Raw genomic sequence first — 13819 nt, 5'->3', positions numbered from 1 at the left:
GACAGGAGTCTCATTGCAGGCTATAGATCGTGCAGCCAAAAGACACCCCAATATCGGCATGCCTGGGAGGAATGCGCCTATGTCCGAGAAGCTGTATCCGGTTCCGGCCTCGTGGAAGAAGAAGGCCTTGGTTGACGATGCCGCCTACAAGAAGATGTATGCGGACTCGATCAAGGATCCTGCCAAGTTCTGGGGCAAGCAGGCCAAGCGCCTCGATTGGTTCAAGGCGCCGAAGAAGATCAAGAACACGACCTACGAATATCCGAAGGTCTCGATCAAGTGGTACGAGGACGGCATCCTCAATGTCGCCTACAACTGCATCGACCGGCACCTGAAGAAGCGCGGCGACCAGGTGGCCATCATCTGGGAGGGCGATGATCCCTACTACGACAAGAAGATCACCTACAACGAGCTCTACGAGAACGTCTGCCGCTTCGCCAATGTCCTGAAGAAGAACGGCGTCAGGAAGGGCGACTGCGTCACCATCTACCTGCCGATGATTCCCGAGGCGGCCTATGCCATGCTGGCCTGCGCGCGGATCGGCGCCATCCACTCGATCGTGTTCGGCGGCTTCAGCCCGGACTCGCTGGCCAGCCGCATCAACGACGCCAATTCCAAGCTCATCATCACGGCCGACGAGGGCCTGCGCGGCGGCCGCAAGGTGCCCCTCAAGGTCAACACCGACGAGGCGCTGAAGCGCTGCGCGGGCAACGAGAAGGTCATCGTGGTGCGCCGCACCGGCGGCCAGGTGGCGATGATCCCCGGCCGCGACATGTGGTACCACGAGGAGGCAGCAGGGGTGCCGGCCGAGTGCAAGCCGGAGAAGATGAAGGCGGAAGACCCGCTGTTCATCCTCTACACCTCCGGCTCCACCGGCAAGCCCAAGGGCGTGCTCCACACCACCGGCGGCTATCTCGTCTATGCCGCGATGACGCATCAGTACGTCTTCGACTATCACGACGGCGACATCTACTGGTGCACGGCGGATGTGGGCTGGGTCACTGGCCACAGCTACATCGTCTATGGGCCTCTCGCCAACGGCGCCACCACGCTGATGTTCGAGGGCGTTCCGAACTATCCCACCAACTCCCGCTTCTGGGAGGTGATCGACAAGCACAAGGTCAACATCTTCTACACCGCGCCCACCGCGATCCGCGCCCTGATGGGTGCGGGTGAAGGGCCGGTCGCCAAGACCTCGCGCAAGTCGCTGAAGCTCCTCGGATCGGTGGGCGAGCCGATCAACCCGGAAGCCTGGGAATGGTATCACCGGGTGGTGGGCGACGAGCGCTGCCCCATCGTCGACACCTGGTGGCAGACCGAGACCGGCGGCATCCTGATCACGCCGCTGCCCGGCGCCACCAAGCTCAAGCCCGGCTCGGCGACGCGGCCGTTCTTCGGAATCAAGCCGGCGCTGGTCGACGACAAGGGCGAGATCCTCGAGGGCGACACGTCCGGCAACCTGGTGATCCTCGATTCCTGGCCGGGCCAGATGCGCACGGTGTTCGGCGATCACGACCGCTTCGTGCAGACCTATTTCTCGACCTACAAGGGCATGTATTTCACCGGCGACGGCTGCCGCCGCGACCGGGACGGCTATTACTGGATCACCGGCCGCGTCGACGACGTGATCAACGTCTCCGGCCACAGGTTGGGCACGGCTGAGGTCGAATCGGCCCTCGTCGCGCACCCCAAGGTGTCGGAAGCCGCGGTCGTCGGCTATCCGCACGACATCAAGGGCCAGGGCATCTACTGCTATGTCACGCTGATGGCGGGCGAGCAGGGCGACGAGGCGCTGCGCAAGGATCTCGTCGCCCATGTGAGGAAGGAGATCGGCCCGCTCGCCACGCCCGACAAGATCCAGTTCGCGCCCGGCCTGCCGAAGACCCGCTCTGGCAAGATCATGCGCCGCATCCTCCGCAAGATCGCCGAGGACGATTTCGGCTCGCTGGGCGACACCTCGACGCTCGCCGATCCGGGCGTGGTCGACGACCTCATCGAGAACCGGCAGAACAAGCGCGGCTGATCCGCACCACGTGCTCTCCGAAAGGGCGGGAGGAACTGGCCTCTCGCCCTTTCCGTTTTCCGGTCATGATTCTGCCCGCTGCACCGGCTTAGTCCCGCGCGGGAGGGCAAGGAGTGGAAGATGGACCGGAGAACATTCATTCTGGGGGCCGCCGGCGCGGCGGCGATGGGGCGAGGCGCCCTCGCCTATGCGGGCCGCGCCGTCGTCGACCTCGAAACCCCGGAACGCCCGGGAACGCTGATCGTCAACACCGGCGAAAAGGCACTGTTCCGCGTGCTGGGCGAGGGGCTGGCCATGCGCTATCCGGTTGCCGTGGGCAAGGAAGGCCATGACTGGGCCGGCGTCGCGGAGGTGGGCCGCAAGGTCAAGTGGCCGAGCTGGACGCCGCCAGCCGCGATGATCGCCCGCAAGCCGGAACTCGCGAGATGGGCGAACGGCATGCCGGGCGGGCCCGACAACCCGCTGGGAGCGCGGGCACTTTACCTTTACGCCAGCGGCAGGGACACGCTCTTCCGCATCCACGGTACGAACGAGCCGGACTCCATTGGCCAGGCGGCATCATCCGGCTGCATCCGCATGCTGAACGCCCATGTCGAGGGCATCTACGACCAGACGCCGCTCGGAACCAAGGTCATCGTGCTTTAACCCCTCACGGCGCTGTGTCTTGCCGTAGCTGGAGCTTCTGCATAAAACACGTCCCCAAGAAAACGATGTCAGGGGACGGAGTTGTGAAGAGACGTGGATTTCTGTCGATCCTGGGCCTGGCGGCGCTGGCGCTGCCCGTGGCGAGCGCACCGGCGCAGGCTTTCCTGTTCGACTGGGAGGAATACCGCCGCACGGGCAAGCGCCGCACCGGCGAGACGCTGAAGAAGAAGACCAAATCCGCCCGGAAGACCGAGAAGAAGACGCCCAAGTACAAGGGCCGCGAGATCGTCGAGTTCGACAGCCCCGAGAAGCCGGGCACGATCATCGTGCGCACGCGGGAGCGCGCGCTCTATCAGGTGATGCCCAATGGCAAGGCCAAGCGATACCTGGTCGCGGTCGGGAAGGAAGGCTTCGCGTGGTCGGGCGTCGCCCGCATCGGCATGAAGCGCAAGAACCCGACCTGGACGCCGCCCGAGGCGATGATCGAACGCATGCCGAAATACGCCAAGTGGCGGAACGGCATGCCCGGCGGCATCCCGGAGAATCCGCTGGGCGTGCGGGCACTCTACCTCTTCGACAATGGCGGCGACACGATGTACCGCATCCACGGCACCAATGCCCCGTCCTCGATCGGGACGGCGGCTTCCTCCGGCTGCATCCGGATGCTGAACAAGGAAGTGGTCGAACTCTTCGACAACACTCCCCTCGGCACGAAGGTCATCGTCCAGTAAGGCGTCAGGCCCTCGAAGCCTCGCGCACCCATTGCACGATCTGGCCCGCCGGCATCGCGCCGGACTGCCGGGCCACCTCGCGCCCGTCCCGGAACAGGATCATGGTGGGGATGGAGCGGATGCCGAGGGCGGCGGCCTGATCGGGTGCCGCCTCGGTGTCGAGCTTGGCGAAGCGGACGTGGGGTTCCATGGCCTCCGCGGCCTTGCGGAACTCGGGCGCCATCATCTTGCAGGGTCCGCACCAATCTGCCCAGAAATCCACCACCACCGGAATGGTGTTCCGGTTGATGTGCTTCTCGAAGTTGCCGGCGTCAAGCGTCGCGGGCTGCCCATCGAACAGCGGCGCGCGGCACTTGCCGCAGCGGGCCTCTCCGGCCGCCTTGTGGGGCGGCACCCGGTTGACGGCGGCGCAGGCGGGGCAAACGATCTCGGTCATGGCGGGCATCCTTCAGGCTTGTCCCCTATCTGGTGAGCCTGCCGCATGCCAGCCATGATCTGCGTCAAGCGGTCTCAAGGGCGAGCCGGTCTATGCCTTTCGACGTATTTGCGATAGTGCACCGCACAAGGTACAAATTCGCTCCGGGAACGGGAAAAGTCACATGGCACAAACCAGCAACGCAGGGCGGCCCCTCTCTCCGCACCTGCAGATCTACCGCGGCGGGCTCACCATGGCGATGTCGATCGTGCATCGCGCCACGGGCATCGCGCTCTATGCCGGAACGCTCCTCCTCGTGTGGTGGCTCACCGCCGCCGCGACGTCGGAGGCCTATTTCGATACCGTCCAGCGCGTGTTCGGAAGCTGGATCGGGCAGCTCGTGCTGTTCGGCTTCACCTGGTCGCTCATCCACCACACGGCGGGCGGCATCCGTCACCTGATCTGGGACACGGGGCGCGGCTTCGATCTCCCCACCGTCGAGCTGGGAGCGCGCATCACGCTGGCCTCCTCCATCGTCATCACGATTGCCCTCTGGGCGATCGCCTACGGAGTGATGTGATGCTGCGCAAGACACCGCTCGGCAATGTCCTGGGCCTCGGCTCGGCCAAGGCCGGCACCGAACACTGGTGGGCCCAGCGGGTGACGGCGATCGCCGGCATTCCCCTCACCGTGTTCCTCATCGGTTTCATCCTGGCCCATCTGGGCGCCAGCCGGGCCGAGATCGTGGCGAGCCTGCAGAACCCGCTGGTGCCGATCCTGCTCGCCCTCACCATGGTCAATCTCCTCTGGCACATGCGGCTCGGCATGCAGGTGGTGATCGAGGACTATGTTCACGCGCCGCGCAACAAGTTCGCCGCCCTGCTGCTCAACTCCTTCTTCACCGCGGCGATGGGCGTCGCGGCGCTCTATGCAATCCTCAAGATGAGCTTCGGACTCTGATGGCTGTTGTCGATACCAGGAAAAAGGCGCCGAAGAGCTTCTCGGTGGGCGGACGCGCCTATCCGGTGGCCGATCACACCTTCGACGTCGTCGTGGTGGGCGCGGGCGGGGCCGGATTGCGCGCCACGCTCGGCGCCTCGCAGGCAGGGCTCCGCACGGCCTGCATCTCCAAGGTCTTCCCGACGCGCTCGCACACGGTGGCGGCCCAGGGCGGCATCGCCGCCTCGCTCTCCAACATGGGGCCGGACGACTGGCGCTGGCACATGTACGACACGGTGAAGGGAGCCGACTGGCTGGGCGACCAGGACGCGATCGAATATCTCTGCCGCAACGCGCCGACCGCCGTCTACGAGCTCGAGCATTTCGGCATGCCCTTCTCGCGGACCGAGGACGGCAAGATCTACCAGCGCCCCTTCGGCGGCCACATGATGAACTTCGGCGACGGGCCGCCGGTGCAGCGCACCTGCGCGGCGGCCGACCGCACCGGCCACGCCATGCTCCACACGCTCTATGGCCAGAGCCTGCGCCATTCGGCTGAGTTCTTCATCGAGTTTTTCGCGCTCGACCTCATCATGGAGAACGGTGCCTGCCGGGGCGTGGTGGCCATGAACATGGAGGACGGCTCGGTGCACCGCTTCCGCGCGCATGAGACGATCCTGGCGACCGGCGGCTACGGGCGGGCCTATTTCTCCGCCACCTCCGCCCATACCTGCACGGGCGACGGCAACGCCATGGTGCTGCGCGCCGGGCTTCCCTGCCAGGACATGGAATTCGTGCAGTTTCATCCGACCGGCATCTACGGCGCGGGCTGCCTCATCACCGAAGGTGCGCGCGGGGAGGGCGGCTATCTCACAAACTCCCAGGGCGAACGCTTCATGGAACGCTATGCGCCCTCGGCGAAGGACCTCGCCTCGCGCGACGTTGTCTCGCGCTCGATGACGATCGAGATCCGGGAGGGCCGCGGCGTGGGCGAGCACAAGGACCACATCCACCTGCATCTCGAGCACCTCGATCCCAAGGTGCTGCACGAGCGGCTGCCGGGCATTTCCGAATCCGCCAGGATCTTCGCCGGCGTCGACGTGACGCGCGAGCCGATCCCGATCCTGCCGACCGTGCATTACAACATGGGCGGCATCCCCACCAACTATCACGGCGAGGTGCTGGCGGGAGACCCTTCCGACCCGGAGAAGACAGTGCCCGGCCTGATGGCGGTGGGCGAGGCGGCCTGCGTCTCCGTCCACGGCGCCAACCGGCTGGGATCCAACTCGCTGATCGATCTCGTGGTGTTCGGGCGTGCCGCGGCGCTGCGCTGCGCGGAGCTGGTGAAACCCAATTCGCCGCACGCCGACCTTCCGGCGGATGCCGCCGAGATGGCGGTGGCGCGGCTCGACCACTACCGCTTCGCCGCGGGCGGCACGCCCACGGCGGAACTGCGGCTGCGCATGCAGAAGACCATGCAGGAAGACGCCGCGGTGTTCCGCACGGGCGAGACGCTGGCGCAGGGCGTGAAGCGCCTTGCGGATGTCTGGCAGGGGATCGACGACATCCGTGTCACCGACCGTTCGCTCGTCTGGAACAGCGATCTCGTCGAGACGCTCGAATTCGAGAACCTCATCCTGCAGGCGGCGGCCACGGTGGTGAGCGCGGAGGCCCGCCAGGAAAGCCGAGGCGCGCATGCCCGCGAGGACTTCCCCAACCGCGACGACGCCACGTGGATGAAGCACTCGCTCGCCTGGGCCGACCGCGAAAAGAAGACCGTCGCGCTGGGCTATCGCCCGGTCCACGACTTCACCATGTCCGGCGACATCGACTACATCCAGCCCAAGGCGCGGGTTTACTAGCGGAAATCAAAATGGCCGAATTCACGTTACCGAGGAACTCGAAGGTCCAGCAGGGCAAGGTCTGGCCGAAGCCGGAGGGAAAGCGGCTCAGGGACTTCAGGATCTACCGCTGGAACCCGGATGACGGGCAGAACCCGCGGATCGACACCTATGCGGTCGACATGGACAAGTGCGGCCCGATGGTGCTGGACGCCCTCATCAAGATCAAGAACGAGCAGGACCCGACGCTCACCTTCCGGCGCTCCTGCCGGGAAGGCATCTGCGGCTCCTGTGCCATGAACATAGACGGCACCAACACGCTGGCCTGCCTGAAGGCCTGCGACGAGGTGAAGGGCGACATCCGCATCTATCCGCTGCCGCACATGCCGGTGATCAAGGACCTGGTGCCGGACCTCACCCGCTTCTATGCCCAGCACCGCTCGATCGAGCCCTGGCTCAAGACCGTGACGCCGGAGCCGCAGGCCGAGTGGAAGCAGTATCCCGAGGACCGCAAGAAGCTCGACGGCCTCTACGAATGCATCCTCTGCGCCTGCTGTTCCACCTCCTGCCCCTCCTACTGGTGGAACGGCGACCGCTACCTCGGCCCCGCCGCCCTGCTGCAGGCCTATCGCTGGCTGATCGATTCGCGCGACGAGGGCACGGGCGAGCGCCTCGACGACCTCGAGGACCCGTTCCGCCTCTACCGCTGCCACACCATCATGAACTGCGCCAAGACATGCCCGAAGGGCCTGTCGCCCGCCAAGGCCATCGCCGAGATCAAGAAGATGATGGTGGAACGGCGGGTCTGATCCGGGAGGGCCTGGTCCGTCCACCCTTGGTTCAACTGGTGCCGCATTGCAAAAGCGATTATAGCGTGCGGCATCCTAGCTTTGAGAAGAGGCCCAGATGTCGCTCGACAGCTTCAAGTGCCGCAAGACCCTTCGGGTTGGCGCCAAATCCTACACCTATTTCAGCCTGAAGGCCGCCGAGAAGAACGGGCTCAAGGGCATCTCGCGGCTTCCCTATTCGCTGAAGGTGCTGCTCGAGAACCTGCTCCGCCACGAGGACGGTCGCTCGGTGACGAAGGACGACATCCTGGGCATCGCCAAGTGGCTCAAGAACCGCGGCAGGGAGGAGAAGGAGATCGCCTTCCGCCCGGCCCGCGTGCTGATGCAGGACTTCACCGGCGTTCCCGCCGTGGTCGATCTCGCCGCCATGCGCGACGCCATGAAGGGGCTGGGCCAGGACCCCAAGAAGATCAACCCGCTGGCCCCGGTGGACCTCGTCATCGACCATTCGGTGATGGTGGATTTCTTCGCCAACTCCAAGGCCTTCAGGCAGAACGTCAACCTCGAGTATGACCGCAATGGCGAACGCTACACCTTCCTCAAATGGGGGCAGGGGGCCTTCGACAATTTCCGCGTGGTGCCGCCCGGCACCGGCATCTGCCACCAGGTGAACCTCGAGTATCTCGCCAAGACGGTTTGGACCAAGACCGAAACGGTGAAGGGCAGGGCAGTGACCTATGCCTATCCCGACACGTTGGTCGGAACGGATTCCCACACCACGATGGTCAACGGCCTTGCCGTGCTCGGCTGGGGCGTGGGCGGCATCGAAGCCGAGGCCGCGATGCTCGGCCAGCCGATCTCGATGCTGATCCCGGAGGTCATCGGCTTCCGGCTCGAGGGCGAACTGCCCGAGGGCACGACCGCGACCGACCTCGTGCTGACCGTCACGCAGATGCTGCGCAAGAAGGGTGTCGTCGGCAAGTTCGTGGAGTTCTGCGGGCCGGGCCTTGCGCACCTCTCGCTCGAGGACATGGCGACGATTGCCAACATGGCGCCCGAATATGGCGCAACCTGCGGCTTCTTCCCCATCAATGCCGAGACGATCGGCTATCTCAAGGGCACCGCGAGGCCCTCGGCCCAGGTCGCCCTCGTCGAGAAATACGCCAAGGCGCAGGACATGTTCTGGACGGCCAAGGCCGAGGAGCCGGTGTTCACGGACACGCTGGAGCTCGATCTCTCGACCGTCGTTCCTTCCATGGCCGGCCCCAAGCGGCCGCAGGACCGGGTGGAACTCAGCAGCGCTGCTTCGGGCTTCGCCCAGGTCATGGCGGAAGAGTTCAAGAAGGCGGAGGAGCTTTCCAAGCGCTGCAAGGTCGAGAACGCCAATTTCGACCTCGGCCACGGCGACGTGGTGATCGCCGCCATCACCTCCTGCACCAATACCTCGAACCCCAGCGTGATGATCGGCGCGGGTCTGCTGGCGCGCAACGCGGCGAAGCGGGGGCTCACCTCGAAGCCGTGGGTCAAGACCTCGCTCGCCCCGGGATCGCAGGTCGTCACGGAGTATCTCGATTCCTCCGGGCTGCAGAAGGACCTCGACAAGATCGGCTTCAACCTGGTGGGCTATGGCTGCACCACCTGCATCGGCAATTCCGGCCCGCTGCCCGAGAACATCTCGGAATCGATCCGCAAGAACGACCTCGTGGCGGCCGCCGTGCTCTCGGGCAACCGCAACTTCGAGGGCCGCGTGAACCCGGACGTGCGCGCCAACTATCTCGCCTCGCCGCCGCTCGTCGTGGCCTATGCGCTGGCGGGCTCGCTGAACGTGGACCTGACGAAGGACCCGATCGGCCATGACAGGAAGGGCCAGGCGGTGTTCCTGAGGGACATCTGGCCCAGCGCCAAGGAGATCGCTTCCTTCGTGCGCAAGAACGTCACCCGCAAGGCCTTCGCCAAGCGCTACAAGGACGTGTTCCGCGGCGATGCGCAGTGGCGAAAGATCAAGGTGACGAAGGGCATGAACTATGCCTGGGACCCGGAAAGCACCTATGTGGCGAACCCGCCCTATTTCGAGGGCCTCACCATGGATCCGCAGCCGGTGAAGGAGGTCGAGAAGGCTCGCATCCTCGGCCTCTTCCTCGACTCGATCACGACGGACCACATCTCGCCCGCCGGCGACATCAAGGCGGCCTCGCCCGCCGGCAAGTACCTGAACGCGCGCGGCGTGGAGAAGATCGATTTCAACTCCTACGGGGCGCGGCGCGGCCACCACGAGGTGATGATGCGCGGCACCTTCGCCAACATCCGCATCAAGAACCAGATGGTGCCGGGTGTCGAAGGCGGCATCACCAAGCATTATCCCGGCGGCGAGACGCTGCCGATCTACGATGCCGCGATGAGATATGCCGCGGATGGAACGCCGCTCGTGATCTTCGCCGGGAAGGAATACGGCACCGGCTCCTCGCGCGACTGGGCTGCCAAGGGCACGCGGCTGCTCGGGGTTCGCGCCGTGATCGCCCAGAGCTTCGAGCGCATCCACCGCTCCAACCTTATCGGCATGGGCGTCGTTCCCCTGCAGTTCCGCGAGGGCGACAGCTGGCAGACGCTCGGCCTCAAGGGCGACGAGCAGGTGACGATCCGGGGGCTGGCCGAGGGCCTGAAGCCGCGCGCCGCCCTCACCGTCGAAATCACGCGCGCCGACGGCTCACGCAGCGAGGCGCAGGTTCTCTGCCGCATCGATACGCTGGACGAGCTCGATTACTACAGGAACGGGGGCATCATGCCCTATGTGCTGCGCAACCTCGCCCGGGCGGCCTGAATCCGCCCAACGCATTCGTGAAGACGTGCCGACGGCTCGTGAGTGGTGCTCGCGGGCCGTTTGGTTCATATAGTCGGCATGCCTCTCCCGCCTGCCATCTCCCGCCGCCGCTGCCTTGCCCTGGGGGCCGGCCTCGGCGCGGCCTGGTTCGCCGGCGGCGCCGCCGCCGCCGCACCGCCCGTCGAGGTGGTGGTGGAGCTGTTCAGCAGCCAGGGCTGCAAGTCCTGCCCGCCGGGTGACAGGCTGCTCTCGGAGCTACGCGACATGCCGGGCGTGCTGGCGCTCACGCTCCACGTGGACTACTGGGACTATCTCGGCTGGAAGGACACGCTGGCGAGCCCGGATTTCTCGCAGCGGCAGTATGACTACGCCAAGGCCCGCGGCGACATGGATGTGTTCACGCCGCAGATGGTGATCAATGGCGAGACGCCGATCGTCGGCAGCCAGCGCTCGGAGGTTCTGGCGGTGGTCGAGCAGTCGCGCAGGAGGAGCTGGCCGGCCGCGGTCAAGGTTTCGGACGGCGGCAGCGAAATGGTGATCGACATCGCGGCCTCCGATGGCGCGCATGACGCAACGCTTTGGGTGATGCCCGTGCTCGGGCGAACCACGGTCAAGATCGAGAAGGGCGAGATGGCGGGCCGCGAAATCGCCTACACCAACGTGGTGCGGAGGCTCGTGCCCGCGGGAATGTGGAAAGGCGGCGCCACGCGCATCGCCCTGCCGAAGGACGGCCTGCTGACGGCCGACGCCACGGCCTGCGTGGCGCTGCTGCAGAAGGGCAAGGTCGGGCCCATACTGGGCTGCGCCTGCTGGGGCAGCGTCACCAGCTGACGACGCTGCGAGGGGCGGGACCCTCTCCCGCGGCGGGCCGCCAGGGAGAGGGCAGGACAGGGCGGGAGATCAGGCCGCGCGCAACATCAATTCGCCGATCACCGCCGCATAGTCGTTGGCGGGAAGCGACGGGCGGATGGTGTCCGAGAGAAGGGCATTGAACACGGTGTCCGGCATTGCCTTCTGCAGCTTGACGAGAAGCATCACACGCTCGCCGTGGTTCAGGGCCGGGGCCATCAGCGCCAGGGCCGCCGCCATCTTCTGCGGCGGAATGGCGGACACGATGCGGCCCTCGATGGCGTGGAGTTCCTCGTCCGTGAAGGCATCGTGCAGCGCGGTGAGAAGCTCCGTCTCCTCCTCGTTCATGTGCTCGATGTCGTGGGCGGCGAACAGCGCATAACGCTTGTAGAGCGCGGCACCGGCGCGCTCGCGCTCGGCTCCGGAGGCGGTTTCCAATGCCCGCATCAGCGCCTCGAGTTCAACGAAGCTCCGCTCATGATCCTCGTGGTCGTCCGCCGCATGGGCCGAGGCGCCGGGAGAACGTTCCTCGAGGGCACGGTGGATCTCGCGGTTCTCGCCCTCGAGATGGGACTTGCCGAGGGCCAGCAGGTTGCGGAGCTCGGCCATCAGGGTCTCGGTCTTCAGCCGGTCGCGATAATCATGCGAGCCCAGTGCGGCGAGCATGCGGCAGTGGCCAAGCCGCAAGGCCTTGTGAATGGCGTGGTAGAAGTTGGGGCGGGTCTCGTCCGGAACGCGGTTCTTCAGCATGGCAGGGTTCCCTTCATTCGGTTGACGGGCACCGGTTAGACCGTTGAAGGGCGATCTGTAGTGATATGAATCACACTCGACAACGAATGAAACAGAAATTTCAGAAAGGGCCGCAGCAGGAGCGCCGCGCCATCAACCTGCCGGGGAAGCGGGCTGGCTGGCGATGGCGGTGGTGAGCTTTGCCAAGGCGGCGGGCCTCTCCGAGGGGCTGAAGGCTGGCCCCGACAAGCTCATGCAGGTTTCGAGTTCGTCCCGGCTGAGCGTGCGCAGGATCCGGCCTTCCATGTCGCGCAGTTCGTCGTCGGTGAGGGCCTGGTGGAGGAGGCCGAGGAGTGCGGTTTCCTCCGCATCCATGCGCGCCATGTCGGAGGCGGCAAACAGCGCGTAGCAGCGATAGAGCGATTGGCCCGCGATGTTCCGGCGCGCCGGAGCGGCCACCTGGACGGAACGCACCAGCGACTGAAGCTCTGCCAGCGCGGCGAGATGGCCGGCGTGGTCTTGTTTCGCATGGGCGGCAATCTCCGGCGCCTTGGAAACGGCGCGGTCGAGTTCCGCTTGCTCCGCTTCCGCGTGGCGCCGGTTCAGCGCCAGAAGGCCGCCAAAGCCGGCGAGAAGCTCGGCCGTCGACGCGGCATCGGCGAAATCATGGGCGCCAAGGGCCGCGAGCATCCGGCAATGGCCGAGCCGCAGCGCCTTGTGGAGATCGTGGAACGGGTTGTGCCGGCACTCGTTCGGCATGCACTTCGTGAGCCTCGGATACGGCAAAATGGGATCTCCACCGGTGGACAAGCACCCCTGGATAGCCCAGCTGCCGAACGGCGGATGTGACGGATATCACACCCGCCCCGAAGGCGCTCGAATGCCTCAGGCCGCCTTGCGGATGAGCCCGCGGTTGATGAGGCTCTCGGCGATCTGCACGGCGTTCAGTGCCGCGCCCTTGCGCAGGTTGTCGGAGACGACCCACATGTTGAGGCCGTTCTCGATCGTGGCGTCCTCGCGGATGCGGGAGATGAATGTGGCGAAGTCCCCCACGCATTCGACCGGCGTCACGTAGCCGCCGTTCTCGCGCTTGTCGACCACCATGCAGCCCGGTGCCTCGCGCAGGATCTCGCGCGCCTCTTCCGCCGAGATCGGCTGCTCGAACTCGATGTTGACCGCTTCCGAGTGGCCGACGAACACCGGCACGCGCACGCAGGTGGCGGTGAGCTTGATCTTCGGGTCGAGGATCTTCTTGGTCTCGACCGTCATCTTCCATTCTTCCTTGGTGTCGCCCGAGTCCATGAACACGTCGATATGGGGGATCACGTTGAAGGCGATCTGCTTGGTGAACTTCTTCGGTTCCGGCGCGTCGGTGACGAAGATGCCCTTGGTCTGGTTCCACAGCTCGTCCAACCCCTCCTTGCCGGCCCCCGAGACGGACTGGTAGGTGGAAACGACCACGCGCCTGATCTTCGCCACGTCATGGAGCGGCTTCAGCACCACCACGAGCTGCGCGGTGGAGCAATTGGGGTTGGCGATGATGTTGCGGCGGTTGGGCCTCGCCATGTACTCCGCCAGCACATGGGCATTCACTTCCGGCACTACGAGGGGCACTTCCGGGTCGTAGCGCCAGCAGGAGGAGTTGTCGATCACGATGCAGCCCTTGGCGCCGATCTTCGGCGACCATTCCTTGGACACCGCGGAACCTGCCGACATCAGGCAGAAATCCACCTTCGAGAAGTCGAACTGCTCGAGATCCTGGCACTTCAGCGTCCTGTCGCCGAAGGACACCTCGACACCCATGGACTTTCGCGAAGCAATGGCGTGGCACTCGTCCACCGGAAACTGGCGTTCGTCGAGGATCGAGAGCATTTCGCGGCCCACATTGCCCGTGGCGCCGACGACTGCAACCTTGTAACCCATCTTCATTCTCCTAGAAGCAAGCCGTCCAGCCCGTCCCCCGCGAGCCGTTCCGGCTCCGCTCTCGGGCAAAGGGGGTTCGGCCCTCCACCCCCGCGGGGGAAGGCCGGGGGAGAAGGCT

13 protein-coding genes are annotated in these 13819 nt (G+C 65.5%); 9 read left to right on the top strand and 4 right to left on the bottom strand.

Annotated elements, in window-relative coordinates; all coding sequences use genetic code 11:
- The first annotated feature begins 79 nt into the window (after nucleotides 1-79).
- From acs to ACK4HL_RS00565, 3 genes are all read left to right on the top strand, one after another.
- A complete protein-coding gene (gene acs, locus ACK4HL_RS00575; protein ID WP_409755510.1) occupies nucleotides 80-2023 on the top strand; it encodes an acetate--CoA ligase in 1944 nt (647 codons plus the stop codon).
- Nucleotides 2024-2143: 120 nt separating this feature from the next.
- The gene (locus tag ACK4HL_RS00570) at nucleotides 2144-2668 is read left to right on the top strand and encodes a L,D-transpeptidase (protein WP_409755507.1); all 525 of its coding nucleotides are present in this window, start codon (nucleotides 2144-2146) and stop codon (nucleotides 2666-2668) included.
- Nucleotides 2669-2751: 83 nt separating this feature from the next.
- Nucleotides 2752-3399 (top strand): L,D-transpeptidase, encoded by a 648-nt coding sequence (locus ACK4HL_RS00565; protein WP_409755504.1) that lies wholly within the window; start codon nucleotides 2752-2754, stop codon nucleotides 3397-3399.
- Nucleotides 3400-3403: 4 nt separating this feature from the next.
- Here ACK4HL_RS00565 and trxC read toward each other — a convergent pair whose 3' ends face one another.
- Nucleotides 3404-3844, bottom strand: coding sequence for a thioredoxin TrxC (trxC, locus tag ACK4HL_RS00560; protein WP_409755501.1), 441 nt, complete (start codon nucleotides 3842-3844; stop codon nucleotides 3404-3406).
- A 154-nt stretch (nucleotides 3845-3998) separates the two neighbouring features.
- On the opposite strand from trxC, the gene sdhC reads away from it, so the two are divergent.
- From sdhC to ACK4HL_RS00530, 6 genes are all read left to right on the top strand, one after another.
- Complete coding sequence (sdhC, locus tag ACK4HL_RS00555; RefSeq protein WP_409755498.1) at nucleotides 3999-4394, top strand: succinate dehydrogenase, cytochrome b556 subunit; 396 nt, start codon at nucleotides 3999-4001, stop codon at nucleotides 4392-4394.
- Nucleotides 4394-4774, top strand: a complete 381-nt coding sequence (gene sdhD, locus ACK4HL_RS00550) for a succinate dehydrogenase, hydrophobic membrane anchor protein (RefSeq protein WP_409755495.1) — start codon at nucleotides 4394-4396, stop codon at nucleotides 4772-4774. The genes sdhC and sdhD overlap by 1 nt, the downstream gene beginning before the upstream one ends.
- Entirely contained in the window at nucleotides 4774-6615 is a 1842-nt protein-coding gene (gene sdhA, locus ACK4HL_RS00545; protein ID WP_409755492.1) for a succinate dehydrogenase flavoprotein subunit, read from the top strand. Before sdhD ends, sdhA begins: the two co-directional genes overlap by 1 nt.
- 11 nt (nucleotides 6616-6626) lie before the next feature.
- Nucleotides 6627-7403 carry a succinate dehydrogenase iron-sulfur subunit gene (locus ACK4HL_RS00540; protein ID WP_409755489.1) on the top strand — a complete coding sequence of 259 codons (777 nt, stop codon included), beginning with the start codon at nucleotides 6627-6629 and terminating at the stop codon, nucleotides 7401-7403.
- A gap of 97 nt (nucleotides 7404-7500) precedes the next feature.
- A complete protein-coding gene (gene acnA, locus ACK4HL_RS00535; RefSeq protein WP_409755486.1) occupies nucleotides 7501-10200 on the top strand; it encodes an aconitate hydratase AcnA in 2700 nt (899 codons plus the stop codon).
- Nucleotides 10201-10278: 78 nt separating this feature from the next.
- Entirely contained in the window at nucleotides 10279-11031 is a 753-nt protein-coding gene (locus ACK4HL_RS00530) for a DUF1223 domain-containing protein (RefSeq protein WP_409755484.1), read from the top strand.
- A 69-nt stretch (nucleotides 11032-11100) separates the two neighbouring features.
- On the opposite strand, the gene ACK4HL_RS00525 is transcribed toward ACK4HL_RS00530, so the two are convergent.
- The 3 genes from ACK4HL_RS00525 to ACK4HL_RS00515 form a co-directional block, all read right to left on the bottom strand.
- On the bottom strand, nucleotides 11101-11799 hold the full coding sequence (locus ACK4HL_RS00525; protein ID WP_409755481.1) for a hypothetical protein: 699 nt from the start codon (nucleotides 11797-11799) through the stop codon (nucleotides 11101-11103).
- Nucleotides 11800-11931: 132 nt separating this feature from the next.
- Entirely contained in the window at nucleotides 11932-12537 is a 606-nt protein-coding gene (locus ACK4HL_RS00520) for a hypothetical protein (RefSeq protein WP_409755478.1), read from the bottom strand.
- Nucleotides 12538-12663: 126 nt separating this feature from the next.
- Nucleotides 12664-13701, bottom strand: coding sequence for an aspartate-semialdehyde dehydrogenase (locus tag ACK4HL_RS00515; RefSeq protein WP_409755475.1), 1038 nt, complete (start codon nucleotides 13699-13701; stop codon nucleotides 12664-12666).
- Between the last annotated feature and the right edge of the window lie 118 nt (nucleotides 13702-13819).

It is taken from the genome of Aestuariivirga sp., from assembly GCF_046294715.1.
Taxonomy (GTDB): Bacteria; Pseudomonadota; Alphaproteobacteria; order Rhizobiales; family Aestuariivirgaceae; genus Aestuariivirga.
This window is presented reverse-complemented; position numbering and strand designations above follow the sequence as displayed.

Bases quoted from the DNA above. Each gene is read 5' to 3' on its own strand.
- acs (WP_409755510.1), top strand. From the start codon at position 80: ATGTCCGAGAAGCTGTATCCGGTTCCGGCCTCGTGGAAGAAGAAGGCC.
- ACK4HL_RS00570 (WP_409755507.1), top strand. From the start codon at position 2,144: ATGGACCGGAGAACATTCATTCTGGGGGCCGCCGGCGCGGCGGCGATG.
- trxC (WP_409755501.1), bottom strand. From the start codon at position 3,844: ATGCCCGCCATGACCGAGATCGTTTGCCCCGCCTGCGCCGCCGTCAAC.
- sdhC (WP_409755498.1), top strand. From the start codon at position 3,999: ATGGCACAAACCAGCAACGCAGGGCGGCCCCTCTCTCCGCACCTGCAG.
- sdhD (WP_409755495.1), top strand. From the start codon at position 4,394: ATGCTGCGCAAGACACCGCTCGGCAATGTCCTGGGCCTCGGCTCGGCC.
- sdhA (WP_409755492.1), top strand. From the start codon at position 4,774: ATGGCTGTTGTCGATACCAGGAAAAAGGCGCCGAAGAGCTTCTCGGTG.
- ACK4HL_RS00540 (WP_409755489.1), top strand. From the start codon at position 6,627: ATGGCCGAATTCACGTTACCGAGGAACTCGAAGGTCCAGCAGGGCAAG.
- acnA (WP_409755486.1), top strand. From the start codon at position 7,501: ATGTCGCTCGACAGCTTCAAGTGCCGCAAGACCCTTCGGGTTGGCGCC.
- ACK4HL_RS00530 (WP_409755484.1), top strand. From the start codon at position 10,279: ATGCCTCTCCCGCCTGCCATCTCCCGCCGCCGCTGCCTTGCCCTGGGG.
- ACK4HL_RS00525 (WP_409755481.1), bottom strand. From the start codon at position 11,799: ATGCTGAAGAACCGCGTTCCGGACGAGACCCGCCCCAACTTCTACCAC.
- ACK4HL_RS00520 (WP_409755478.1), bottom strand. From the start codon at position 12,537: ATGCCGAACGAGTGCCGGCACAACCCGTTCCACGATCTCCACAAGGCG.
- ACK4HL_RS00515 (WP_409755475.1), bottom strand. From the start codon at position 13,701: ATGGGTTACAAGGTTGCAGTCGTCGGCGCCACGGGCAATGTGGGCCGC.